This window comes from Streptomyces sp. NBC_00154, assembly GCF_026342835.1.
Lineage (GTDB): Bacteria > Actinomycetota > Actinomycetes > Streptomycetales > Streptomycetaceae > Streptomyces.
In genome coordinates, this window is the sequence record NZ_JAPEMI010000002.1 from 704347 (window position 1) to 728339 (window position 23993).

Below are 23993 nucleotides of genomic sequence, written 5' to 3' on the forward strand. Positions count from 1 at the left end.
GGCGCGTACGGTTTCGGACGGACGCTGCGAGTGGTTCCTTCGCCCGGCGCCGACGCGGTCGTTGAGAGAGGCGGCGGGCGGGGTGAGCTGTCCGGGCCGCCGTTCGGGGTCAGCTCGCGGGGTGCTCCGACTCTTCCTCTTTGTGGATGGTCAGCTCGCCGTCGGCGACGTCGATCCGGAGGCGGCTGTGGGGCTGCAGGCTACCGTCGAGCAGCATGCGGGAGAGCCGGTTGTCCACCTCGCGCTGGATCGTACGGCGCAACGGGCGTGCGCCGTATTCGGGCTGGTAGCCGCGTTGGGCGAGCCATTCGACAGCAGCCAGGGTGACGTCGACGGTGACGTCCTGGGCGCGGAGCCGGCGTCTGGAGTCGTCCAGCAGCATGTTGGTGATCTGCCGTAGCTGCTGGTCGGCGAGTTGGCGGAAGATCACGATCTCGTCGATGCGGTTGAGGAACTCCGGCCGGAAGTGTTCGCGCAGGGGGCGCAGCACCCGCTCGCGGCGGGCCTGCTCGTCGGCGTCCGTGTCGCCGGCACCGAAGCCCATCGCACCGCCGCGACCCGTGATGGCCTGCGAACCGAGGTTGCTGGTCATGACGATGACGGTGTTCTTGAAATCGATCGTGCGGCCCTGGGAGTCGGTGAGCCGTCCGTCGTCGAGTACCTGCAGCAGGATGTTGAAGACGTCGGGGTGCGCCTTCTCGATCTCGTCCAGGAGCAGCAGCGAGTAGGGGTTCCTTCGCACCGCTTCGGTGAACTGTCCCGCCTCCTCGAAGCCGACGTAGCCGGGGGGAGCGCCGACCAGGCGGCTGACGGTGTGCCGTTCCTGGTACTCGCTCATGTCGAGACGGATCATCCGGTCCTCGCTCCCGAAGAGCGCCTCCGCGAGCGCGCGGGCGAGTTCGGTCTTGCCGACGCCGGTGGGGCCGAGGAAGAGGAAGCTCCCGATCGGGCGGCTGGGGTCGGCCAGACCGGCCCGCGATCGCATGACGGCATCGGCGACGGCGGTCACCGCTTCGTCCTGGCCGATGACGCGCTTGTGCAGATGTTCCTCCAGGCCCAGCAGCCGGTCCCGCTCCTCCTGGGTGAGGCTGCTGACGGGAATTCCGGTCTGACGGGACACGATGTCGGCTATGTCTTCGACGGTGACCTCGGCGACATGGCTGCGGGGCTGCTTTACGTCGTTTCCCTCGGCGATCCTCTGCTCGAGGTCGGTGAGTCGGTCGCGCAGCTCGGACGCCCGCTCGTACTGCTCGGCGGCGACGGCCTGGTCCTTGTCCCGGGTGAGTTGCTCCACTTCGCGTTCCAGGGCGCGGACGTTGGTGCCGCGGGTGGAGGAGCGCAGCCGTACCCGTGCGCCGGCCTGGTCCATGAGGTCGATCGCTTTGTCGGGCAGGTAGCGGTCGGTGAGATAGCGGTCGGACAGCTCGACGGCGGCGAACAGTGCCTCGTCGGTATAGCGGACCTGGTGATGGGCTTCGTAGCGGTCCTGGAGACCCCGCAGGATCTCGACGGCGTCCGCCGGGCTGGGTTCGGGGATCAGGACCGGCTGGAACCGCCGGGCGAGCGCGGCGTCCTTCTCGATGTAGCGGCGGTACTCCTCGAGCGTGCTGGCCCCCACGACATGGAGTTCGCCGCGGGCCAGGGCAGGCTTGAGCATGTTGCTCGCGTCCATCGGGCCACCCTCGGAGCCGCCGCCCGCCCCGACGACGGTATGCAGTTCGTCGATGAAGATGATCAGTTCGCCCGAGTGGGCGCGGATTTCGTCGATGAGGCCGGTGAGCCGTTCCTCGAAGTCCCCACGGAATCGGGTACCGGCAACGACTCCTGAGAGGTCGAGCTGGACGACACGCCGACCCAGCAGGATGTCCGGCACGTCGCTGTCCGCGATGCGCTGGGCCAGTCCCTCGACGATGGCGGTCTTGCCCACTCCGGCCTCGCCGATCATGACGGGATTGTTCTTGCTCCGGCGGGCGAGGACCTCAATGGTCTGCTCGATCTCCGCGTCACGGCCGATGACCGGGTCGATACGGCCCTCCCGGGCCAGGTCGGTGAGGTCGCGGCCGAACTTGTCCAGGTTGGGGGTGTTCCGCTCGGCCGGGCCGTGACGCTGGCCGGCGCTGCCGGGCGCGGGTGCGAGGCCGTCCCGGGCACCGGTGGGCGGCGTGAAGTGCGCGGCGTTGAGCATCTGGCCCGCTGCGGAGTCGCGGTTGGCTGCGAGTGCCACCAGTACGTGTTCCGGGCCGATATAGGAGGCGCCGGTGGAGCGCGCGATCTCATGGGCGTCGAGGAGAGCGCGCTTGACCGCCGGCGTGACGGCGATGAAGTGGCGCGGCGGCCCTTCCCCGGCCTGCCGGTCGATCTCGGCGGCGAGCGCATCGGGATCGGCGCCCGCTCGCGAGACCATGCGGCGCGTGGGCTCGGTGGAGAGCGCGGCCCGCAAGAGATGCTCCGTGTCGAGGTCGGTGCTTCCGTGCTGGGCGGCATAGGACGCGGCGACGGTGACGAGCTGCCGTGCGGGGCCGCTCAACAGCTGGCTGAAGTCGATGCGCCGCGGGTCGGGCGGCTCGCCCCCCTGTCCGCTGCCGAGAAAGTGCGAGAGGAAGTCTCCGAGGGGGTCCGGACCGCGGTCCTCGGGACCCTTCTGTCCGTCGGTCATGAGTATCCGTCCCCGTGGCCCGGCCCGACCGGGCCACGCTGTCTCAGTGCACGTGAAGCCGTGTTGGACGCGGTCCCGCAGGTCCGGCGCCATCTCAGATCGACGCAACCCCACTTGCCCCAATTTAGACGATATGCGAGCTGCGTGTCGGTAAACCGGACCAAGGGGCAGCGGGGCCGCAGAGGTGCTCGCCGCGTATCGACCCGCTCTTCCTGGCGCATGGGGTGTTCGGCGTCCGAGGGGGCATCCCTTGGGTGTCCGGCCCGCACCGCAGCGCATCCACCCGGAGGCGCCCCATCTCTCTCAATAGCTCATATGTTCGAATGCGAGGTATGCTGCAGACATGGCATCGCACCAGCTCCAGGGATCCCTGTTCGATCAGAGCGACGACGTGCGCCTACGCCCACTGGATGGGCTCCGCAGAACCGAGCTCGGCGACGGCGCCTGGATCGACCTGCTCCCGGGCTGGCTGAGCGGCGCCGACGCCCTCTTCGAACAGTTGGCCACCGACGTTCCCTGGAAGGCCGAGCGACGGCAGATGTACGAGCGGGTCGTGGACGTCCCGCGCCTGCTCGCCTTCTACCGCGCCGGCGAACCGCTGCCGCACCCCGTCCTCGACGAGGCGCGGCAGGCACTCTCCACGCACTACGCCGCCGAGCTCGGCGAACCCTTCACGACGGCCGGCCTGTGCCACTACCGCGACGGGCGCGACAGCGTGGCCTGGCACGGCGACCGCATCGGCAGGGGGGCCCGCGAGGACACGATGGTCGCCATCCTCTCCGTGGGAGCGCCCCGCGACCTGCTGCTGCGCCCGTGCCGCGGCGGTGATGTCGTCCGGCGGCCGCTCGGACACGGCGACCTGATCGTGATGGGCGGCTCCTGCCAGCGGACCTGGGAGCATGCCATCCCCAAGACCGCGCGGGCCGCGGGAGGGCGCATCAGCATCCAGTTCCGGCCGCACGGGGTGCAGTGAGCTGTCGCCTCGCCGATGCCGGGATTCCGGCATGAGGGAACTGACGATCCGCCGTCGTGCCGATGTCATCCAGCCCGAAGCACCAGGCGTCCTTGGACGGGGGGCCGAGCGCGTAGCGCATCGCCACCACGTCGAACTGAGGCCTGGGTAACGCGGCGACCGTACAGGCGGGCTGACAGGAGGTCTGGTCAGGTCCTGACGATCGACGTGGCAGTACTGCGGGCTGTCGTCGTGGTCCTACGGCGGCGTCGCCGGGCACAGGCCAGCAGCCGGTTCGACGAGAAGTTGACCGTGGTGGTCATCGTGTTGGCCTCGGGCGTTCTGCTTGCTCCGGCAGTGTTCGGCCAGGGTGTCCTGGAGGCCTTGTTCCAGCTTGTACACGGTGCTTCGCGGTCTGCTGAAGGGCTCCGGCGAGGCCGTCGTCGGAGCCCTGTCTGCGTGCTGGCGGTGGGCGGCCCGTGAGGCCGCAATTCCTCTCAGCAGCCGGGCGAACGTCAGTGGGCGCGCCGGCCGCCGCCGGTTTCCGCGGTCGGCGGGTCAGGCGCCGGACTTGGAGCGGGACTGGGTGGCGGGGCGGCGCAGTTCTTCGTTGATGCGCTGGGCTTCGTCGAGCTGGTCTTCGAGGATGATGATGCGGCAGGCCGCCTCGACCGGGGTGCCCTGGTCGACGAGTTCACGGGCGCGGGCGGCGATTTTCAGCTGGTAGCGGGAGTAGCGGCGGTGGCCGCCTTCGGAGCGCAACGGAGTGATGAGGCGGGCTTCGCCGATGGCCCGCAGGAATGCGGGGGTCGTGCCGAGTATTTCGGCAGCCCGGCCCATGGTGTAGGCGGGGTAGTCGTCGTCGTCGAGACGGCCGAGCGGATCTTCTGCGGTCATTTGCACCTCTGATCGGGAACGCGTCAGGGGGCCCTGGTGCCGTACAGCACCAGGGCCCGAGGGATTTGAACACCATCTGCCGGCTTACTGCGGTGCCGGCCTGTCGTTTCCGCACCGGCGCCCGGGGGATGGGGGCGAGTGCGGGGATCGCGGATACGTGACCGTGGGACCACCTTCCGTTCCGGGGCTGCGGTACCCGGGCCGATTACGTCCTTGCCCGGGCGATCCTGATGGCGTCTGCCTCCTTCTCGTCTTTCTGATCCATCTGCTTGCTAGCGGTCTTGCGAACCGCTGACGGCTCCGATGAGCCGCCCGGCCCGGCAATCAGCGAGGGGACCCCTGGATACTTCCGGCCCCGCCACTCCACTGCCGTGCCACAGCCTCCTTCTGTCCTGCATGCGCGGTAGTTCGTCTCTGCCGCGCACTGCTGACTTCTTGGCTACAAGAACGACGCTAACTCCGACGAGCACGCATGTCTACTTCCGCCACGACAGATTTTCTGCGCGGGGAAATGGTGGAGTTCTATCGCCTGCGCCCCTTCGAAACCGCATCGGGAAGCACGATGGCCGGGGGTGATGGCCGAGGGAGCGGACACGCTGCCCGACACGGGAGGCTGTACGCCGATACAGGTCGTGCGTACGCGCTTCGGCCTGATCCGCGGCTGACAGCCTGGGAACATGCGTCGCCTCGGGTGAGGGACACAATGAGGTGTATGGGTGTCCGGCGCGCTTCGGTGGACCGCCTCCTTGAGCAGCCGTCGGGCCGCGGATTGGTGGCGATCCCGCTCGCGTTGATCGTAGTGATCACTGTGGTGGACATCCACTCGCCGGCCGATGTCCATCTGGGGCCGTTGCTGGTCATCGCGCCCGCACTCACCGCCTCCTTCGCCGGCCCGTGGCTGACTGCGGCAATCGGCGTTCTGGCTGTGGCCGCTCAGGTGTTCATCGCTCTTCTCCACGGCGGGCTGGCCACGACCAACCACATTTCGCAGATCGCCGCCCTGACCGTGCTCTCCGCTTTGGTAGTTTTCGTCTGCTACGTGCGGGAGCGGCGCGGTCGTCAGCTGAGCCGGGCACGATCGGTGGCCGAAGCGGCACAGCGAGTGCTGCTGCGGCCTCCACCCCACCGGATCGGACCGTTGCGCGTGTCCTGGCTGTATCTGGCCGCCGAGGACGAGACCCAGATCGGCGGCGACCTGTTTGCGATCGCCCGCGCCGCCCATCCCGGCACCCGGGTGATCATCGGTGACGTCCGCGGCAAGGGCATGGCCGCCATCGGAGAGGCATCGGTGGTACTGAGCGCGTTCCGTGAAGGTGCTCACCGGTGCGCCACGCTGCCCGAGCTCACGGCGGTACTCGAGGAGAGCTTCTGCCTGAACGTGGAGGATGTGGCCGATACCAGGCACGACCCCGGGGAACACTTCATCACCGCCCTCGTACTCGACATTCCCGACCACGACGCACAGGCCCAGATGGTCAACTGTGGTCATTGCCCGCCCCTGCTGGTGCACGATCACCAGGTGACGGTCCTGCACTCGCGCCGCCCCGCACCCCCGCTGGGCATGTGCGCGTTGCCCGCCGCATTGCCCGCCTCAAGCCACCGCGCCGACCCGTTCCCCTTCGAAACCGGCGACATCCTGCTGCTCTACACCGACGGCGTCATCGAAGCCCGCTCGCCGACCGGAGCCTTCTACCCGCTCGCCGAGCGCGTCGCCTCCTTCTCCGCCACCAGCCCCGATGCCCTGCTGCGTGACATCCACGATGACCTGCTCGCCCACGTCGGCGAGCAGCCCACCGACGACGCCGCCCTCCTGGTCATCGAACGCACCGCCTCCCACCACCTCCACCGGCCGCACCCGGAGTGAGCTCGGGACCGTAATTGGTGCGTCGCGGGCTCAGCTCACCGCCACGCCGTAGGGGCTGTCGCCGAGGGTGACAGTCGCGACGACGTCGTGGGAATGCGGGTCGATGACCGTGAGGGTGCCTGCTCCCTGGTTCGTGACGTAGATCGCGTCGTTGGTGACCTCCAGGTTGAACGGGTCGGTGCCGGGCGGGCCCAGGGCAATGGTTGCCGAGACGCGGTGGGTGCCGATGTCGATCACGGATACGTTGCCCGGGCCGAGAACGGCGGAGTAGGCGAAGCGGCCGTCGGGCCCGACGGCCGTGTCGAAGGGGCCCTCTCCTACGGGCACGGCGGTCGCCTTGCCGGAACGGGTTCCGACCACGAGGACGTGCGCTGCCACCTCGTCGGCTACGTAGGCCGACTTGCCGTCCGGGGTGATGGCGACGCCCACTGGGGAGCGCCCTGCGGAAAGGTTCCTGGTGACGCGGCGCGTGCTGGTGTTGATGACCGACAGGTTGCCGGAACCGGAATTCGCCACGTAGGCCGTACCGCCGTCAGGACTGAACGCCACGTTCACCGGAGACTTGCCGACCGGGATGGTCGCGGTTACCCGGTTGGTTCGGGTGTCGATCACCGAGACGTTGTTCGAACTGCCGTTGGTGACATAGAGGGACCTGCCATCGGGGCTTAGCCCGACACCGGTGGGGCTCTTCCCGACCTTCACGGTTTTGACGATCTTGTTGTTCTCGGTGTCGAGGACCGAGACCCGGGCCGAGCCGCTGTTGGCGATGTACACGTGTCTGCCGTCCTTGGTGACCGCGACGCCTTCGGGCGCCACGCCGGCCGGCACGGTTGCGACGACCTTGTAGGTACCGGCGTCGATCACCGAGAGCGTGTTGTCCTGCTGGTTCGTGACATACACGCGGCCACTGGCAGTGCCGTGAGTGGGCGCAGCCAGCCGAGGGGATTCCTTGTGAATCGGGGCGGTGGGCGTACAGGAGATCAACAGGATCCCGATGCCCGCCGCGAGTACCGGCCGGAGCGTCCTGCCGGGTCGGCGACGGCCGCTGCCGACTCGGGTTCGCAGGGCAGAGAACATTTCGCCTCCTGTGCGCGTTGCGATGGTTATGTCCAGGGCCGGGCGGGCGGCTTTCGCCGACGCCGCCCGGTGACAGGGAAGGATCAGGCCAGGAGTGCGCGGGCGTAGTAGTCCTTCTCGTCCCGAACACCGGGAAGCGCGAAGAAGTAACCCCCGCCCCTCGGGCTGATGAACGGCACCAGTGCTTCGCCTTCCAGCCGGGTCTGCATGGCGATGTAGGTGTTCAGCTTTCGCTGGAAGCAGACGAATGCATGCCCCATGTCGAGTTCCGGCGGGTTGGGGCTCCGGTCGTAGTCGTAACTCCGACGCAGGATCGTGCTGGTCGCCGCGGTCTGCGGAGTCTGGGGATTGGCAAGGCGGATGTGAGAGTTCAGCGGGGTGATCAGGCCCTGCGGGTCGTTGGTGTAGATGGGATCGAGGAGATCCGTGGCGTTCTCATCCGCGGCGTACATGGGCGCGCCGCTCGCCTTGCGGCGGCCGAAGATCCGCTCCTGTTGAGCAACGGGCACCTTCTGCCACGCCTCGATGAAGAAGTGCACGATACGCACCACGTGGTACGTGCCGCCTGCGGTCCAGGCCGGCTCGGCGCTCTTCGGCTGGACCCAGACCACCTGATTCATCTGGGCCTCGTCGGAGAGAGTCGGGTTGGAGATTCCGTCCTTGAAGCCGAACCAGTCGCGCCGGACACCGACGGGACGCTCCGGATTGCGCTGGCCGTCAATGCGCCAGCGCAGCTTCATCGCTGATTTGGTGTGGGTCAGGATGTCGAGCAATGCGTGCACCGTCGTGTCGCGGTGATCGGCGCAGATCTGGATCAGCAGGTCACCCTGGCTCAGCGCGGGGTCCAGGTCGTCATGGCGGAAAGGCTTCATCGTAGTGAGCTGGACCGGCTTGCGCTTGCTCAATCCGTAGCGGCTGTCGAAGAGGGATGCACCCACTCCGACTGTCAGGGTGAGACCATCCGCCACGAACGTGGGTCCCATGATGCCGTTGTCCGACGGCGCTGCGGTCCGCGGCACCTTCGGTGGCCTGCCGCCCGCCGTGAGGAAGCGGGCTCGCGACGTCAGCGTGCGGAACAGATCGGTGAGCTTCGCACGGCTGGAGACGGTCACGTCGAACGAGACGAAAATCGCGTCCTGTTGGGGCAGAGAGGCGATGCCTGCCTGGTGATGACCATGAAACGGAATCGTGCGGGATTTCGGTTCCGCCTTGATCTCGACGGTCGGGTCGGCACTCGCCGCACTGCTGCCCAGGACGGTCGCGCCCGCCGCTCCTGCCAGGCCCGCGGCGGCGCCGTGAAGAAACGACCGCCGGGCAAACGCACTCGCCGGGCACCCTTCGCCGCTCCACCCTTCCTCCAGGGTCGCGGATGTCTCGTGAGCCATGGTTCCCCTCAGGCAAGGATCCAGGCGGCAAGTCGTGCGGTGCCGCCGCGATCGGATTCCGTGAGCCGGCCCCGGCCCACAAGGCGCGCGACCGCGTGCGGCGGCCCAACCAGCGTCGGGATTGCCGCCAGTTACATAAATGTTTCGTAAAAGGTAATTTATTGGACGTGCGCGCTCGCGCCACTGGAGAGACGCCGTTTGGTCAACCCCTCCATCGCCGACGCGGATCTGAGGGCGTGGCCCGTCGAGCGCGCGGCGGCGAGAGCAGCCCTGATGGCGCGTTGGGGGCGTCGGAGTACAGCGCGGCCGTCCGTGCCGGTCATGACGACGGTCTGTGTGTCCAGTGCGGTGAAGACTTCCTCGACCAGGCGCTCGGCCACTCGGGTTCCTCGGCCGGATCAAGCAGTCGACGGCGCTCTCGTAAGCGAGGTCGACCGAACGGGTGGCCCGGCGGTAGTGCGGTTCAGCGGCGTCTACAAGTCGCTCGTGGTGGACCGGCACGACGGTCGCCACGGAGCCGCTCACTCACGTCAACTCATGGGGCCCCAGTACGGGCCTGCGGCAAAGCGGCACCATTGACGACGTCAGGACGACGCCCCCTCGGCGTTAACGTCCCCGGTGAGGTCGTGCGGGGAGGTTAGGCCCTCAACGAAGGACCGAAAGTCCCGGGCAAGGGTCAGCTCTGTGTTGTCGTCGGCATCGAACCACGTCACCGACGGTTCACCGTGCCGCCCGCACCGCCGGTAGTCGAGCCCGATCCACCAGTGCCCGTCACCGGACAGAAGCACGACCGGTGAAGGCAGCCCCCATTCGGCGACCAGATACGGGCTGTCGAGGAGGGATGTCATGGGCTCGCGGCGGCCTATGCCCATGAGCGTGTCGAACGGAACGTGATTTTCACTCCACGAGGTAGGCCGGTCGGTGGGGAACGCACTCCTTCCATCCGCTACCAGGCCCCCGTTCTGCGCTCGGAGCAGGGCAACCAGAGGAGCCGGGAGGGTGACATCAAGCAGACGCTCCGCTTCCCGAATGATCTCGTCAGTCACCGGCGGCTGGACGCCGTAGCTGGTGCCGTCCATCCAGAAGGTGTCCCTGACGTCCTCGAAGTGCGCCATGGTCGGCATCCTACGGGGCTGGCCTTCGGCTTCCGATGAGCACCAATGGGCAAGCTGGTCTTGAGCGGGCCCGGAACTGCCCCTCGAGGCCTCTGTCCCGCAGATCCTGAACGCGGTTTCAGTGATTCGATTTCCGTCGGTCGGCGACAGTGCTGTGACAGGGTATTTCCTGTGGTTCCGGCACGGTTGGCGCTGCAAGAGGGATGACCAAATATTCCTCGAAGGTCTCCAGTTGACATGCAGTGGCCCGGTGGGAGGCTTGAAGTGGGTGTCCTGGAGGGCGCATTCGCTGCGCCTGCTGCTGCGGCCGGAGAGGAAACGGGAAGCGCGCCGGGCAATTGGCATCGTGCGGCTCCCCGGTCAGTTCCTCGCGCCAATTTTGAGTGAGCATTTTTCGGAACCTCTTTAGATGTGTCGGTAGTGCGTCGTTGCGCACCGGCGCACGTAGCCATGTGCGTCCTGCGTGCGCGTTTTATGGGGTGCATGCGCGGCGAACTCAGTTGATTCATTCGTGAACCTTGTTCTTTCCGTCAATATTCGGAATATCGGACAGGAGGAGAGAATCCCCATGAAGGCTCTGGTGTATGACGGGCCGCATTCGGTGAACGTGCAGGACGTGCCGGACGCGAGGATCGAGCGGCCGACGGATGTGCTGGTGAAGATCACTTCCACCAACATTTGCGGGTCGGACCTGCATATGTATGAGGGGCGCACGGACATGGAGACGGGGCGTGTCCTCGGCCACGAGAACATGGGGGAGGTCATCGAGGTCGGCGACGGCGTGGACCGTGTGCGGGTGGGGGACCTGGTCTGTTTGCCGTTCAACATCAGCTGCGGGTTCTGCCGCAACTGTGACAACGGGCTGACGGCCTTCTGCCTGACCACGCCGGTGGATCCGACGATGGCCGGTGCCGCATACGGCTTCGCGGGAATGGGCCCCTACAACGGCGGTCAGGCAGAGTTCCTGCGGGTTCCGTACGGCGACTCCAACTGCCTGGTGCTGCCGGAGGAGGCGAGGGAGAAGCAGACCGACTACGTGATGCTGTCCGACATCTTCCCGACCGGCTGGCACTGCACGGAGCTGGCCGGCGTGCAGCCGGGCGAGACCGTTGTCATCTATGGCGCGGGCCCGGTCGGTCTGATGGCGGCGCTGTCGGCAAATCTCAAGAGCGCCGCGAAGGTGATGGTCGTCGACCGCCACCCGGACCGGCTCGCGCTCGCAGAGCAGATCGGTGCGATTCCCATCGATGACTCCAAGGCTTCGCCGATCGACCAGATCAACGAGCTCACCAACGGTCTGGGGGCGGACCGTGGGTGTGAGTGCGTTGGCTACCAGGCGCACGACCCTCAGGGCGTCGAGCACCCGAACCTGACGCTCAACAACCTGGTGCACTCGGTGAAGTTCACCGGGACGATCGGGGTCGTGGGTGTCTTCGTGCCGCAAGACCCGGGGAGCCCGGACAAGCTGTACAAGGAGGACGGCGAGGTCGCCTTCGACTACGGCCTGTACTGGTTCAAGGGGCAGTCGATGGGAACCGGGCAGGCCAATGTCAAGGCGTACAACCGACAGCTGTGCGCCCTGATAGAGCAGGGCAAGGCCAAGCCCTCGTGGATCGTCTCCCACGAGCTGCCGCTGGACCAGGCCCCCGCCGGCTACCAGCACTTCGACGCTCGTGACGACGGCTGGACCAAGGTCGTCCTCCACCCCAACGGCTCGAGCTGACCGACGGGCCACCCCTGGGTAAGGCGCCCACGGTGACGAGGACGATCGCGGCAGTCCGTGAGTTCTGGGGCCCGTACGCCGCGTTACCCGCACTCGGCGTGACCACCGGATTCCCGTGGACGGGAGAAGACCGATGAGCAGAAGGCTGACAGGCAGGAAGGCCCTCGTCACCGGTGGCGCACGAGGGATCGGCGCGGCTGTGGCCCGCAGGCTCGCCGCTGACGGGGCAGACGTGGCAATCAACTACCGGAGCAGCGGCGACGCGGCCGAAGCGCTCGCCGCCGAGATCACCGCCGACGGCTGCCGCGCGGTCGCGATCAAGGCGGACGTCAGCGATCCGGACCAGATCCGGCGCTTGGCCGATGAGGCCGACGAAGCTCTTGGCGGACTCGACATTCTGGTCAGCAACGCCGGAATTGAGTACTTCGGCAAGCTGGACGACGTCACCCCCGCCGACTTCGACCGTGTCTTCGCCATCAACACGCGAGCCCAGTTCTTCGCCGTACAGAACGTCGCACGGCATATGGGTGAAGGAGGGAGGATCGTACTCATGTCATCGCAGAGTGCCCACAAGGCGGTTTTCTACCACGCCCTTTATGCGTCGAGTAAGGCCGCAGTCGAATGCATCGCGCTCAACCTCAGCGCCGAACTCGGCAGGCGCGGTATCACCATCAACGCCATCGCGCCCGGGGGAACCGTCACCGACATGTCCGCTCAAGCGGCTTCCCACTACGTCCATCCCGACGTCGACGCTGAATTCCACACCCTTGTCCGCACCGCCAGTTCGCTCGGTCGGATGGCCCAGCCCTCCGAAATCGCAGCGGTCGTCTCGTTCCTGGTGTCGGACGATGCCTCGTTCATCACCGGCCGGACCATCCAGGCCGACGGTGGCTGGTTCTGACCCAAGAAGGGCAACGGCTGGGTCGGTGCGGGCCGTATGGGCTTCCGACCCGCCGCCCGGCTGCTGGACTCGGACGCTTGCTTCGGCTCGGTCATGACCGCATGCCGTCCAGGGTGAGGTGCAAGGTGGCGCCGGCCGAGCCATTGCCATCCGGCGGTGCCGTCGGGCTCGGTGCCCTGGTCACCGAGTACGGGCGGCGGGGCAGGCCGGTCAGCCGGAACCTGCCGTCGCGGTCGGTGATGGTGCGCGCCACGACCTTCCCCGTCGCGTCGACGGCGCGTATGACGGCCCCGGGCAGTGGGCGGTCCGGGCTTGCCGCGCGGACCGCACCGGCGATCTGCCCGTTCGTCCGAGGGGCGGTTTCCGCGGCGGCGGGTTGGCCGTCGCCACCGGTCGTCATCGAGTACGTGGCCGGGCGGTAGCCATGTGCCGTGACGATCAGCGCGTACGCCGCGAGGGGGGAGTCCCTGGTGAGGTGAGGTCGGTCTTCGCGCCGTCCGGGCCGACTGGCTCGATCCGTCGGTGGGGTGGAGCATGCGACGCCCGAGGCGAGCCCGTGGCTTCCCACGGGGACGGCCGCTCGGTCCGGTGTCAGGGAGCCGTGGTGTGCCGCCTCTGGGCCCCGGAGTGCCGGGCAGGAATAGTCCGTGGTGCCGACGGTGGTCGGCCTTTCGGTGTGCACGTATTTGCCGCCGCGCAGCCAGGAGGCGACAGCGGCGACGAGGCAGGCGGCGATCGCGAACATGAACGCGGCGTCCAGGCTGTTCGCGAACGGCCCGGAGATCAGCGCGGGGAAGAAGCCACGGCCGGTCAGGTAGGCCGCGTGGCTCGCCGGCAGCTGATCCAGCACATTCGGGCCGAGCAGTGTCTGGACCGGGTTGTAGCCCAGCAGCGAGGCGAACAGCACCGAGACCGGTGGCAGTGCCGACAGCCGGTGCGCGTCGCCGGCGGGGACGCCCTGGGCGACGAGGCCGCTGGACAGGGCGTGCGGCAGTGTGCCGGCCAGGCCGAGGACGATCAGGCTGAAGAACACCCCGATCGACAGCACCAGCGCAGAGTTCTGGAAGGTGGTGCTCATGCCGCCGCCGACCCCGCGCTGGTCCGCGGGCAGGCTGTTCATGATCCCGGCCCGGTTCGGGGAAGCGAACAGTCCCATCCCGATCCCGTTGAGCAGGAGGATCGCGGCAAAGGTCCCGTAATGGAAATCGACCGGCAGCAGTGCCAGCAGCACGAAGCTGCCGGCGGCGACGAGCATGCCGCCGGTGGCGAACGGCCGCGCCCCGAAGCGGTCGGACAGCCAGCCTGAGATCGGCCCGGCGATCAGGAATCCGACGGTGAGCGGCAGCATGTAGATGCCCGCCCATAGCGGGGTCTCGGTGAAGCCGTAGCCACGCCGGGGCAGCCAGATGCCCTGCAGCCAGATGATCAGGACGAACATCAGCCCGCCGCGTCCCATCCCGGACAGCAGGCTTGCGAGGTTCCCGGCGGTGAATGCACGGATACGGAACAAGCTCATCCGGAACATCGGCTCCGCGACCCTGGTCTCCACGATGCCGAAGATCACCAGCATGGCCACGCCGCCGATCAGGGCGGACAGCACCCACGGGTTGGTCCAGCCCATGGTGTGCCCGCGGTAGGGCTGGATGCCGTAGGTGATGCCGGCCAGCACCGCGACCAGCCCGACAGCGAAGGTCAGATTGCCCCACCAGTCCAGCCGGGCGGGCCGCCGGATGCCGGTGTCGTGCAGTTTCCGATACGACCAGAACGTGCCGAACACCCCGATCGGCACCGACACCAGGAACACCATGCGCCACTCCACCGGGGCGAGCAGCCCTCCGAGCACCAGCCCCATGAACGAGCCGGCGATGCCCGCTACCTGGTTCAGCCCCAACGCCAGGCCGCGCCTGTCGGGCGGGAACGCGTCAGTGATGATCGCATTGGAATTGGCCATCAGCATCGCGCCGCCGACACCCTGGCCCACGCGCATCAGGATCAGCCACAGTGCGCCCGCCGTGCCATGCATCCAGGTCACCGACAGCAACACCGAGAACACGGTGAAAACCGCGAATCCCGCGTTGTACATGCGAACCCGGCCGTACATGTCGCCCATCCGGCCGAAGGTGACCACGAGCACCGCTGTAACCACCAAATACCCCGTGATCAACCACAGCAGCAGACTTGTGTTCCCCGGCTGCAGAGGATCGATCCCGATTCCACGGAAGATGTCCGGCAGCGCGATAAGCATGATCGACGCGTTGATCGTGGCTATCAGAACACCCAGCGTGGTGTTGGACAGCACGACCCACGAATAGTGCGAGTCGGCGGTATCAGCGGCGTCCCTGGCCTGCCCCCGCGCCGCACACGATCCGGCGGACCTCGAAGTCATGGGCACGTCCTCGGACGAGGAGCAATGGATCAATTCCCCCTTCCCAAGCTAACGACCTTGGGGGCGATGGCAATAGGTGGGGTCGGCACGTGACGTGAGATGGCTTCATCGTCCGGCACCTGATCACGTTGGTGCACCCTCGGCTCGGACTGCCCCACGTTGCCTCGGCAGAGCTGTACGGGGTGGATCGCTCCACCGTCTCCGCAGCGATCCGGGAGGTCCGCCCGCTGCCGGCAGCGCACGGCTTCGCGTGCCCGACCCCTGGGACTGCCCAAAAATTCGGTGTCGGAATCGCGCCAGCCCGGCCCTCGGAGACGGAGCACCATGGTCCTCGAACCCGCTCGGAACAGTGTGAGTACCAGGACATTTTTCTGTGTCGTGCGGGATGGAAATCCGGTTTCAAAAGAAGGAAAATCGTGGATCTGAAGCTTCTGGACCGAGTCGCCATCGTTACCGGCGCGTCCAAGGGAATCGGCCTGGCCGTCACCCGTTCTCTGCTGGAAGAGGGCGCGAAAGTGGTGGCCGTCTCTCGCCGGATGACGCCGGAACTGAAGGACCTCGGGGGAGTAGGGCTCCTCCATGTGTCGGCCGACTTGATGGACCCGGATGCACCGGGCCGGATCGTCGATCGCGCGGTCGGGCACTTCGGTGCGCTTGACATCCTGGTGAACAATGCGGGCGGCCGGCCCCCCGGTATCACCATGCCTCGCACTGGATTCTTCGACGGTGACGACGCCGAGTGGCAGGCCATCTTCGAGTTCAACCTGTTCTCGACCGTCCGTATGACCCGCGCCGCCATTCCCCGGATGATCGAGCGCGGTGGCGGTTCCATCGTCAACGTCTCCACCGGTATGGCCCGCCAGCCCGCGAGCGTCAACATCGAGTACGGAGCCGCCAAGGCCGGGCTGTCCAATCTCACCAAGGCGCTGTCGGAGGAGTTCGGACCTCAGGGGATTCGGGTCAACACGGTTTCCCCGGGCGCTGTGCGGACCGCGTGGTGGACCGAGAAAGGGGGAGCCGCGGACGTCATCGCCGGAATGGCCGGTGCCGACCGTGACACCGTCATGGAGACCATAGCCCCGCAGATGATGGGTCAGGTGACAGGCCGTCTGATCGACCCGCAGGAGGTCGCTGACGCCATCCTGCTCCTGGCTTCACCGCGGTCGGCCAGCACGATCGGTGCCGACTTCGCCGTCGACGCCGGGTTCCACAAGAGCGTCTGACGTACGCGGTCGATCGGCTGCCCGCTGCCGTACGGCAGCGGAGGCTGGAGAATGTGTTCGCCGACGCCGAGCGTGTGGACCTGCGCATGGATGGCAATGAGCTACAGGTCAGACGCCCGCTCGCGGAACGCCCGGGCCGCAAGCCAGCTCAGGTCCGCAGATGGTGCCCTGTCCGTTGACGAGCATCGCTCCATGACTGGCCCACCGGGCCGCTTCGCCGCCATCCCGGCCATAGCGGCCCGTTGTGAATGCCCCGTATCCCTGGGAGCCGATCAAGAAATCGCCTGGACCCGCTGCAGTCACGGACCGGACCTGGCCCGGCATGGTGATGCGTGACAAGAGAGTCATGCGTCCGCATCCTGCCGCATGCCACCACCCCTGTCAGCAAAGTGATCAACGCCCAGGGGAGGCCCGTCTACGGGCCACTCAGAACGCTCAGCCGACCCAAGTAGGACGCTCACGGGCCAACTACAGCGCTCAGCTCCCGTCGTCGGGCGTGAATTGCACCTCACTTGGTGCGGCCCCGCCGGTTAAAGGGTGTTCCGTAACGGCGGGGCGCAAGTGAGATGATCTCTCATGCCGTCAGTGTGCTCGCGACCACTGAGTACGCCCGCGGCGGCCCAGGAACGCCCATCCGGACCTGCCCCGGGCGGGCAGCGACCACCGGCGGGTGCTGGCGGTGCTGAGACCCCCGGAAGGAAACGGCTGACCCCGGGCGCTCGCCGAAGGCCCGGCCGACGCCGGGGAACCGAAAAGGTTGGTGTGCGGGGCCGACGGAACCGGGTAACGTCTTTGTCATGTTCTTCCAGATGCCGATTTACGAGTGAGGGCGTGATGGGCACCTGCTGACGTCCTTCGACGTCGCCGCCCGTCCCCCACCGATGAATCCGTAGATCACTTCACATCATTACCGGGAGAACCCGTGACCGACAGCAAGAACATCAACAACCCCGTGGGCCAGGGCGGCGGCCAGCGCAAGAAGCTGTCCCGCGCCGAACGGCAGAACAACGGTCCGCACCGCAACCTCGACCGCCAGGGTGCAGCCGACCGGAAGGCGGAGCTGGTGCGCAAGATGCGCGAGAAGGCACGCGCAGCTGAAGGCGCCGGGCAGGCGGGCGACGACACCGCAGAGAGCTGACGCACCGCCGCCGCAGGGCGGCACCGCACGGGGCAGGGCCCGGACCGCGACGCGCGGTCCGGGCCCTGCTGACGTATCGGGGCTCTGCTGCCGTACCGGGCGCGGCCGGTCCCGCTCAGTGCGCGGCCGACCACCCGCGTCTCAGCTGACCACCCGGGGCAGCCGCAGATTCGGCAGCCCCGTCACCGCCACCACCCCGAGCTGCACCAGCAGCTCTTCGAATCACAGCTCAGGCGCGCGCCTCATCTTGTGCTGCGAACGCGGTCAGGAGCCGCGCCGCACCTCCGACAGAGTGCTGCGGCGCCCGTCTCCCATGGTTACGTGTGTGGCGTGCCGATCGGTGCGGGTGGCATTCGGCGGCGGGAGATCAGCAGGGTCATCGGGCCTGCGGCCAGGAACAGGGCGAGTGCGGCGTAACCGTAGGTGAGCGTGGCCAGGGTGGCAATTGAGGCGACGAGCAAGGGGCCGCCGGCGTCGCCGAGTTCACGTCCGAGTTCGGCTGATCCCATGGTCTGGCCCAGGCGTTCGGGGGGTGTGCAGGTGGCCAGGGTGGCGAAGCCGAGGGGTGTGATGAGGCCGGTACCGATACCGATCAGTCCTGCGGCGAGCAGCACGCCGGTCAGCCCGGGCAGCATTGCGCAGGCCAGTCCTGCTGATGTGGTGAGCAGGCCGATTCCGATGCCGGTGCGTGCGGTGAGGCGGCCGGCGTCCAGGGCTCGTCCGGTCCTGGGCTGGACGATTGCGGCGCATGCGGCGAGGACCGAGACGGCCGCGCCGGTGGACACAGTGCCGAGCCCGGCTGCCGCGCCGGAGACGGGAAGGAAGCCGACGCCGACGGAGAGCGCGGCGGTGGCGCCTGCGAGGGCGGCGGTCGGCCGTAGGAAGCCGGGGTCGGTGAGGCGCCTGGCCAAGTCCGCGACGGTCTGCCTCGCGCGCGGGAGCGGTGGTACGTGCGGGACGACCAGGGCGGCCCACGCCGCCACGCCTGCGGCGAGCAGAGCGAGGACGGTGAACAGGAGTCGCATCCCGCCCGCCCACACCAGTACGCCGCCGAGCAGTGGGCCCAGGGTGTAGCCGATGGACTTGTAGAACCCGTAACTGCCGAACGCGCGGCCGTGCTTGGCGGCCGGGTTGAGCCGGGCGACGAGCGCGGAGGCTGAGGGGGAGAACGCTGAGGCGGCTGAGCCCTGGCCCAGGCGGGCCGCCCATAGCCAGCCGGGGCTGTCCGCCACCGCATAGACGGCGGAGGCCGCCACGAAGGCGGCCAGTCCACCGAGGAGGACGGGGCGGGCTCCGATGCGGTCGGCGAGGGTGCCGAAGACCGGCTTGAGGAGTACCTCCGCCCCGTCGTAGAGCGCGAGCAGTCCGCCGAGCACCATGAGTGAGGTGACCGCGTCGCCGGAGAGGGCGCCGAGGCTGGCCGCGACGCCGTGTGCGCCGAAGGCGGTGGTGAAGGCTGCCGCGTACAGGGGCCACATCTGCCGCCGCGGTGCGGGCCGGGTGGTCATCGGCTGTCCTAAGGGGTTGTGAGCTGCTGTCGGTTTGCTGAGCTGGAGTGAGTTGTAGTGAGCGGGAGTGAGTCCTGTGGGTGGCTTGGTGGGGTGGGAACGGGAGTTGCAGGGTCGAATGGGTGACCTTGGTGGCTGGTGCTCGTTGGGCTGGGTGACAGGTGTACGGCCTGGGAGGGGGTGATGTGGTGGGCGGCTTGCGGGAACTGGCGGCCTCGTTCGTGGTGCCCGGACCGTGCGGGGTGGCGGTCCGGGACCGTCTCAAGCACCTCACCGCCCAGGACGAGAAAGTGCTGCGTGCGGTCGGTGCGCATCAGGGTGCGCTTGCGTCCGGTGATCTCAAGGCCCGCTGTGCGGATGGTCTGGAGCACGGTGCGGACACCTGGGCGGCGCGTAAGCGGGAGCTGACGAAGGAGTCGTCGTCGCGGATCGCCGGAGCGATCACCAAGGCCACGCACGATCAGTGGGCGCTGGCCCGCCGTTGCCACGCGGCGCATATCCAGAACCTGGCGGCCGGGATCAGGACGTTGCGGCACCGGCTGTCCCTCCCGCTCGGGGAGAAGGGCACCAAGCGCGCTGCGGGTGGCTACCGGTCGAAGAACGAGTGGTTCCGCAAGTCCCGCCGCCTCGCGGCACTGGAAGACCGGCACACGGTGGCTGTCGCCGACTGGCGGGCCGGGCGGGTGCGGGTGGTGCGGGGTGGCAAGCGTCTCCTGAACACCCGTCATCACCTCACCGAGGCCCGTCTCACCGAGGAGCAGTGGCGGAAAGGGTGGGAGGCGGAGCGCTGGTTTCTCGCTGCCGATGGTGAGTCGGGGAAGCGGCTCGGGAACGAGACGATCCGCGTCACCCCGGACGGCGAAGTGTCCATCAAGCTGCCCGTTCCGCTCGCGCACCTGGCCAACGCCCGGCACGGCCGGTACGTCCTCACCGCTCGCATCGGGTTCGCGCATCGGGGTGCGGAGTGGGCCGACCGCATCGAAGCCAACCGGGCCGTGGCCTACCGCATCCATCTCGATACGGGCCGGGGCCGCTGGTACCTCACCGCATCCTGGCAACGCCCCGCCGTGCAGACCATCGCGTTGGAGACCGCCCGTGCCCGGGGCATGGTCGGCGTCGACACCAACGCCGACCACTTCGCCGCCTACCGGCTCGACCGGCACGGCAACCCCATAGGTGACCCGCACCGCTTCGGCTACGACCTGTCCGGTTCGGCCGACCACCGAGACGCACAGATCCGCCACGCCCTGACCCGTCTGATCAACTGGGCGGTGCGTGCCGGTGTCGCCGCGATCGGCATCGAAGACCTCGACTTCACGCCTGAGAAGACCCGCGAGAAGCACGGCCGCCGCAAGCGGTTCAGGCAGCTCATCTCCGGCATGCCGACCGGGAAGCTGCAGGCCAGGCTGGTGTCGATGGCCGCCGAACAGGGCCTGAGCATTGTCGCGGTGGACCCCGCCTACACCAGCCTGTGGGGTGCCCAGCACTGGCAGAAACCACTGACCACTCCACACCGAAAGATGTCCCGTCACGATGCCGCGGGTATCGCGATCGGGAGACGCGCCCTTGGACACCCGATCCGGCGTCGGACGGCACCGCCCCCACACGACCGGAGTGATCGTGCGGGGCATCGGACCGCCCAGGCCGGACCAGGCACCCGAGAGCGTGAGGGAACCCGCCCACCCACCACGGACCGGCCCCCTGGAGGGCCAGCGCCGAGCGGGAAGCGAAAGCGGGAACCCAGCGCATCCAACACCGTTCGGGATGCGCCCAGCACGCAGCAGTGGGTCCAAGACTCACTCACGCACACTGGTTAGGAACGGTCTCGTGCACGACGCGGAAGACGCGTTCCGCGTAGTCTTCGCAGGCCGCCGCGCACTGCCGCAGCCGTTCGCCGGCCTCGGCGGCCTCCGGGGCGCCGAAGACGTCCCGTGTCATGAGGTCGCGGTGCCGGCGCCGTAGCCGCTCCAGGCTCTGTTCCTCTTCCTCCAGCTCGGCCAGGGTGAATTTGGCCTGGCGGATCTCCTTGGCCAGCTCCGCTTCGTATTTGCCGCAATCGACCAGGAACTCGGCCCAGTCCTCCTGCCGTGCCGCCGCGAACATCGCCTCGAATCGGGCCGCGTCAGCGGGTTCGCGCCCCACCGCTTCCAGGGCCACGGCCTCGCCTTCGGCCCGCTCGGTCAGTGCGATGGCGCGCCGGACCCCGTCGGCGAAGGCCGGGACATCGGGTACGGCCCAGATTCCCTGGCCCAGGGAGAGGGCGCCGACTTTGCGGAGCTCCCGCCACACGGCCACCCGGTGGCGGGACGGCTCGGCGGCCAGCCTGATCACGAGCACCAGCCAGCGCACCCTGCGATTGTCAGTAGCCACGCCATGGAATGTAGCAGGCGTTACTTCTTCTTCTGTGACTGGATGGGTGAGAGGTGGACGCGGTAGCCGTGGTGGATGCGCGGGCCGGGCAGCCGGTGGGAGTACGCGAGCGGGGCGGGCACGCCGCGGGCGCGTGGCGCGCTGAAGTACGCGGACGGGATGTGCGGGGTGACCTGGCTGGCGTACACCGACTCGTCCCAGCTGAGGTTCAACCCGGGGACGACGAAGAGCGGTTGAGCCAGGGCGAAGGCGAGTGCGAGCACCCTCAGAGGAAGGGCACTTCCGGCCGCGACGCCTGCCCGGGTGGGGCGGGGGCGCGGCCGGATCGGCACCACCGGGCTCATCGGTGCGGCTACTTGCTCGCGCCGGGTGTGGAAGCGGCGTTGGCGAAGTAGTCGCCGATGAGGTCGCCGACCAGGGTGCCGGCCGTGATGTCGCTGGGCACGTGACCGGCCATATAGATGCGGGAGTACACGACCTGGGCGGCCATCGCGCGGTAGTCCTCGGCGCGGTGCGGGGCCCAGTCGCCGAGGAGGGTGACGGCGGCAGCGGCCTTGGCCGCGTGCCGGGAGGGATAGGAGTAGGGGCCCTTCTGCCCGGCGGTGACGTGCTTGTCGGGGCGCAGCAACGGGTCGAGGGCGTAGGGGGCGGGCTGCTTGTCGCGGGCGGCGACCTTCTCGGTGATCGCCTTGGACAGCTTCAGGGCGCTCTTGAGCTGGATCTTTTCTGCGGCTCCCTGGTCTTGGGGGAGCAGTTCGCGCTGGTCGTGTGCGTAGAGCTTCCAGATGTCGCTCTTGCCGTGGACTTCGAGCCAGGTCGCGGCTTTCTTGCCGGCGGCGGTACGGGTCTTGGCGAGCTGCTGCACCTGGTGCAGTTCGGCGGTGCGGGCGGCCTTGGCGGGCGGCGCGGGTACCTGCTCGACGACCCAGGCGGTGAAGGCCTTGTCGTCCCGCGCGGAGCCGTGTGCTGCCTTCCACTTGGCAAACAGGGTGTCCGCGGTGTGCTTCTGCGCGGTCTGCTGTTCGGCGAGCGTGGCGACATCGGCGTCGGCGAAGAGTGCGGGCGGCGGGTCGCTCTTGATCCGGTCGGTTGCTCCGGGCTTCTTCTTCGACGCGGTGGTCGCTGCCGCGGGAGTGGTGGCGGTGGTGTGCACCAGGCCGAAGACCGCGGCGGCCGCCGCGACGATCGCGATCACGGCGTACTGCCACTTGATGGAACGGAGGCGGTTCATGCGGGGAGGGTCCTTTCGGGACGGGCGGCGGGTGTCTCGGAGCGCGGGCCCGTGCGGAAGCGGGTGCGGGCGAGGCGGCGCATGTTGTTGTCGGGCAGATTCGGCACGAGCAGCGAGAGCCCGATGACGTATTTGCTGATGGGCACCGGGCGGGCACCCAGCGCGAGCAGGCCCCGATCGGCGGGGGCGGGCCGGGCCGCGCCCTTGGTCTCCACCAGGACGTATCCGTCATCCAGCGCGGCCGTTCGGCCGTCGCGGTGGCAGGCGAGGAGGCCGTCCAGGGTGAGACGGGTGCCGGCTTCGAGGTCGGCGAGGGCGGCCCGCCGATAGCAGACCTCGCCGGCTGCCGCGAGATCGGCGGCCCTGACATCGACCCCGGCAGCCTCGAGAACCCTGTCGACGAAGGCGGCGGCCTCGGTGCCGGCCTCCAGGCCGCCGTAGGCATCCGCCTCGATGCGGTGGGCGTGCTTGACGGTGGCGCCACGGCCGTCCTTGGTCTTGACCTCCATCCGGCAGATCCCGTCCTCCGCATACAGCCGGGTGCGCACCTTCCACCGGCGGCGGCGCCCCTGATTGTGCGCGCGCCAGGCGGCCAGGTGAGCGGTGTCGAAATAGGTGCTGCGGTACTCGGTGGTGCGGCGCCCGCGAATGTCCAGGACGTGATGGGTGCCGGCCAGCTGCTCCACCAGCCGGGCCGCCGACGAGACCGGTATCAGATACTTGCGGTCCACCCGGTGCTGGAGTGCGGCCACGGCGTCCACCTTGGCGAGCGGGACCCCGTGCAGCTCGTCCAGCCGCAGCAGCCGCGCCAGCCTCTCACCTGCTCCGGCCTTCGCCTCCTGGCCGGCCGACAGGGCTGAGGTGACGCTCACAGCGGCTTCTCCGCAGCGGGAAGGCCGGCGGCAAGCGGCGAGGAGTCCTGTGGATCCCGCTGGCCGGGGAGGAAGATCTGCTCGCTCTCCTCCACGGCGTAGCGGGCGGAGACGCGGGTCGTCTCCCGTACGTAGTCGATCTCGTCGACCTCGACGGCGAGGGGTGCGGTGCCGAGCCGGGCGGTCAGATCGGTGCGCAGGTCGGCGGCGTCAGGGTAGATCCGGTCGAGGGTCACCTTCATGGTGCGGGTGGGCCGGTACGTGGACGGGTCGTCGACCAGCAGCACCGCGGCGAGCAGCAGCATGTCGATGGCTATGATCATCCATGTCTCGCGCTGCGGCAGGCCGTTGCTCAGCGCGATGACCAGCGCGATGAAGGCGTACGCGACATCCCTGACTGTGAAGGCGGCGCTACGCAGCCGGACCAGGGAAAGGATGCCGAACAGGCCGAATCCGACACCGGCAGGGAACTTGCCCGCGCTGATCGCGGTCATCGCGGCGAACAGTCCCAGATTGAGCGCGGTCAGGGCGAGCGGCATCTCCGCCACACTGCGCCGGCGCCGGTACAGCCAGCCGACCAGCACCAGGATCGCCAGGACGTCCAGGCCGGCGCGGGCCGTCAGATCTCCCACGGTCAGTGCCGAGGCGAGCGACTTGTCGGCGAGCAGGGATATTGGGGGATGCATGGTCATGGT

General features: G+C 68.3%; 20 protein-coding genes and 1 pseudogene. 7 read left to right on the forward strand and 14 right to left on the reverse strand.

Annotation, left to right across the window (positions count from 1 at the left end; genetic code table 11):
- Positions 1 to 109: 109 nt before the first annotated feature.
- Entirely contained in the window at positions 110 to 2656 is a 2547-nt protein-coding gene (locus OHA03_RS39590; RefSeq protein ID WP_267008818.1) for an ATP-dependent Clp protease ATP-binding subunit, read from the reverse strand.
- A 343-nt stretch (positions 2657 to 2999) separates the two neighbouring features.
- On the opposite strand from OHA03_RS39590, the gene OHA03_RS39595 reads away from it, so the two are divergent.
- The gene (locus OHA03_RS39595) at positions 3000 to 3629 is read left to right on the forward strand and encodes an alpha-ketoglutarate-dependent dioxygenase AlkB (protein ID WP_267008819.1); all 630 of its coding nucleotides are present in this window, start codon (positions 3000 to 3002) and stop codon (positions 3627 to 3629) included.
- Positions 3630 to 4166: 537 nt separating this feature from the next.
- On the opposite strand, the gene OHA03_RS39605 is transcribed toward OHA03_RS39595, so the two are convergent.
- Positions 4167 to 4505, reverse strand: coding sequence for a MerR family transcriptional regulator (locus OHA03_RS39605; protein WP_267008820.1), 339 nt, complete (start codon positions 4503 to 4505; stop codon positions 4167 to 4169).
- A 712-nt stretch (positions 4506 to 5217) separates the two neighbouring features.
- Between OHA03_RS39605 and OHA03_RS39610 the strand changes: the two genes are divergently transcribed.
- The gene (locus tag OHA03_RS39610; protein ID WP_267008821.1) at positions 5218 to 6369 is read left to right on the forward strand and encodes a PP2C family protein-serine/threonine phosphatase; all 1152 of its coding nucleotides are present in this window, start codon (positions 5218 to 5220) and stop codon (positions 6367 to 6369) included.
- Between the two features lie 30 nt (positions 6370 to 6399).
- On the opposite strand, the gene OHA03_RS39615 is transcribed toward OHA03_RS39610, so the two are convergent.
- The 4 genes from OHA03_RS39615 to OHA03_RS39630 all read right to left on the reverse strand — a co-directional run bounded on the left by OHA03_RS39615 (position 6400) and on the right by OHA03_RS39630 (position 9946).
- The gene (locus tag OHA03_RS39615) at positions 6400 to 7269 is read right to left on the reverse strand and encodes a cytochrome D1 domain-containing protein (RefSeq protein ID WP_267008822.1); all 870 of its coding nucleotides are present in this window, start codon (positions 7267 to 7269) and stop codon (positions 6400 to 6402) included.
- 260 nt (positions 7270 to 7529) lie between these two features.
- A complete protein-coding gene (locus tag OHA03_RS39620) occupies positions 7530 to 8831 on the reverse strand; it encodes a Dyp-type peroxidase (RefSeq protein WP_267008823.1) in 1302 nt (433 codons plus the stop codon).
- Between the two features lie 158 nt (positions 8832 to 8989).
- Positions 8990 to 9211 (reverse strand): hypothetical protein, encoded by a 222-nt coding sequence (locus tag OHA03_RS39625; protein WP_267008824.1) that lies wholly within the window; start codon positions 9209 to 9211, stop codon positions 8990 to 8992.
- Positions 9212 to 9415: 204 nt separating this feature from the next.
- Positions 9416 to 9946 carry an SMI1/KNR4 family protein gene (locus tag OHA03_RS39630; protein ID WP_267008825.1) on the reverse strand — a complete coding sequence of 177 codons (531 nt, stop codon included), beginning with the start codon at positions 9944 to 9946 and terminating at the stop codon, positions 9416 to 9418.
- Between the two features lie 568 nt (positions 9947 to 10514).
- On the opposite strand from OHA03_RS39630, the gene OHA03_RS39635 reads away from it, so the two are divergent.
- Positions 10515 to 11669, forward strand: coding sequence for a glutathione-independent formaldehyde dehydrogenase (locus OHA03_RS39635; protein ID WP_267008826.1), 1155 nt, complete (start codon positions 10515 to 10517; stop codon positions 11667 to 11669).
- A 133-nt stretch (positions 11670 to 11802) separates the two neighbouring features.
- Complete coding sequence (locus OHA03_RS39640; RefSeq protein WP_267008827.1) at positions 11803 to 12570, forward strand: SDR family NAD(P)-dependent oxidoreductase; 768 nt, start codon at positions 11803 to 11805, stop codon at positions 12568 to 12570.
- 91 nt (positions 12571 to 12661) lie between these two features.
- On the opposite strand, the gene OHA03_RS39645 is transcribed toward OHA03_RS39640, so the two are convergent.
- Both OHA03_RS39645 and OHA03_RS39650 read right to left on the reverse strand, forming a co-directional pair.
- Positions 12662 to 12970 (reverse strand): carboxypeptidase-like regulatory domain-containing protein, encoded by a 309-nt coding sequence (locus OHA03_RS39645; RefSeq protein ID WP_267009636.1) that lies wholly within the window; start codon positions 12968 to 12970, stop codon positions 12662 to 12664.
- 276 nt (positions 12971 to 13246) lie between these two features.
- Positions 13247 to 14869, reverse strand: a pseudogene (locus tag OHA03_RS39650) (MFS transporter); the annotation flags it as partial.
- A gap of 269 nt (positions 14870 to 15138) precedes the next feature.
- On the opposite strand from OHA03_RS39650, the gene OHA03_RS39655 reads away from it, so the two are divergent.
- Positions 15139 to 16179, forward strand: a complete 1041-nt coding sequence (locus tag OHA03_RS39655) for an SDR family NAD(P)-dependent oxidoreductase (protein ID WP_267008828.1) — start codon at positions 15139 to 15141, stop codon at positions 16177 to 16179.
- A 922-nt stretch (positions 16180 to 17101) separates the two neighbouring features.
- Positions 17102 to 17317, forward strand: a complete 216-nt coding sequence (locus OHA03_RS39660; RefSeq protein ID WP_267008829.1) for a DUF6243 family protein — start codon at positions 17102 to 17104, stop codon at positions 17315 to 17317.
- A gap of 317 nt (positions 17318 to 17634) precedes the next feature.
- On the opposite strand, the gene OHA03_RS39665 is transcribed toward OHA03_RS39660, so the two are convergent.
- Positions 17635 to 18825, reverse strand: a complete 1191-nt coding sequence (locus OHA03_RS39665; protein ID WP_267008830.1) for an MFS transporter — start codon at positions 18823 to 18825, stop codon at positions 17635 to 17637.
- A gap of 188 nt (positions 18826 to 19013) precedes the next feature.
- On the opposite strand from OHA03_RS39665, the gene OHA03_RS39670 reads away from it, so the two are divergent.
- On the forward strand, positions 19014 to 20642 hold the full coding sequence (locus OHA03_RS39670) for a transposase (protein ID WP_267009637.1): 1629 nt from the start codon (positions 19014 to 19016) through the stop codon (positions 20640 to 20642).
- Here the strand turns inward: OHA03_RS39670 and OHA03_RS39675 are convergent.
- Genes OHA03_RS39675 through OHA03_RS39695 form a run of 5 tightly spaced genes read right to left on the reverse strand, consistent with a single transcriptional unit; the run spans position 20626 to position 23990 of the window.
- On the reverse strand, positions 20626 to 21195 hold the full coding sequence (locus tag OHA03_RS39675) for a Chromate resistance protein ChrB (protein WP_267008831.1): 570 nt from the start codon (positions 21193 to 21195) through the stop codon (positions 20626 to 20628). The genes OHA03_RS39670 and OHA03_RS39675 overlap by 17 nt on opposite strands.
- A gap of 20 nt (positions 21196 to 21215) precedes the next feature.
- On the reverse strand, positions 21216 to 21539 hold the full coding sequence (locus tag OHA03_RS39680) for a hypothetical protein (RefSeq protein WP_323181367.1): 324 nt from the start codon (positions 21537 to 21539) through the stop codon (positions 21216 to 21218).
- Between the two features lie 8 nt (positions 21540 to 21547).
- Positions 21548 to 22426 (reverse strand): phosphatase PAP2 family protein, encoded by an 879-nt coding sequence (locus OHA03_RS39685; protein WP_267008832.1) that lies wholly within the window; start codon positions 22424 to 22426, stop codon positions 21548 to 21550.
- Complete coding sequence (locus tag OHA03_RS39690; RefSeq protein ID WP_267008833.1) at positions 22423 to 23298, reverse strand: VTC domain-containing protein; 876 nt, start codon at positions 23296 to 23298, stop codon at positions 22423 to 22425. The genes OHA03_RS39685 and OHA03_RS39690 overlap by 4 nt, the downstream gene beginning before the upstream one ends.
- Positions 23295 to 23990, reverse strand: coding sequence for a DUF4956 domain-containing protein (locus tag OHA03_RS39695; RefSeq protein WP_267008834.1), 696 nt, complete (start codon positions 23988 to 23990; stop codon positions 23295 to 23297). Before OHA03_RS39695 ends, OHA03_RS39690 begins: the two co-directional genes overlap by 4 nt.
- Positions 23991 to 23993 lie beyond the last annotated feature (3 nt).

Excerpts from the sequence above, each read along its gene's own strand:
- OHA03_RS39590 (WP_267008818.1), bottom strand. The coding sequence starts at position 2,656 with ATGACCGACGGACAGAAGGGTCCCGAGGACCGCGGTCCGGACCCCCTC.
- OHA03_RS39595 (WP_267008819.1), top strand. The coding sequence starts at position 3,000 with ATGGCATCGCACCAGCTCCAGGGATCCCTGTTCGATCAGAGCGACGAC.
- OHA03_RS39605 (WP_267008820.1), bottom strand. The coding sequence starts at position 4,505 with ATGACCGCAGAAGATCCGCTCGGCCGTCTCGACGACGACGACTACCCC.
- OHA03_RS39610 (WP_267008821.1), top strand. The coding sequence starts at position 5,218 with ATGGGTGTCCGGCGCGCTTCGGTGGACCGCCTCCTTGAGCAGCCGTCG.
- OHA03_RS39620 (WP_267008823.1), bottom strand. The coding sequence starts at position 8,831 with ATGGCTCACGAGACATCCGCGACCCTGGAGGAAGGGTGGAGCGGCGAA.
- OHA03_RS39630 (WP_267008825.1), bottom strand. The coding sequence starts at position 9,946 with ATGGCGCACTTCGAGGACGTCAGGGACACCTTCTGGATGGACGGCACC.
- OHA03_RS39635 (WP_267008826.1), top strand. The coding sequence starts at position 10,515 with ATGAAGGCTCTGGTGTATGACGGGCCGCATTCGGTGAACGTGCAGGAC.
- OHA03_RS39640 (WP_267008827.1), top strand. The coding sequence starts at position 11,803 with ATGAGCAGAAGGCTGACAGGCAGGAAGGCCCTCGTCACCGGTGGCGCA.
- OHA03_RS39645 (WP_267009636.1), bottom strand. The coding sequence starts at position 12,970 with ATGACGACCGGTGGCGACGGCCAACCCGCCGCCGCGGAAACCGCCCCT.
- OHA03_RS39665 (WP_267008830.1), bottom strand. The coding sequence starts at position 18,825 with ATGACCACCCGGCCCGCACCGCGGCGGCAGATGTGGCCCCTGTACGCG.
- OHA03_RS39680 (WP_323181367.1), bottom strand. The coding sequence starts at position 21,539 with ATGAGCCCGGTGGTGCCGATCCGGCCGCGCCCCCGCCCCACCCGGGCA.
- OHA03_RS39685 (WP_267008832.1), bottom strand. The coding sequence starts at position 22,426 with ATGAACCGCCTCCGTTCCATCAAGTGGCAGTACGCCGTGATCGCGATC.
- OHA03_RS39695 (WP_267008834.1), bottom strand. The coding sequence starts at position 23,990 with ATGACCATGCATCCCCCAATATCCCTGCTCGCCGACAAGTCGCTCGCC.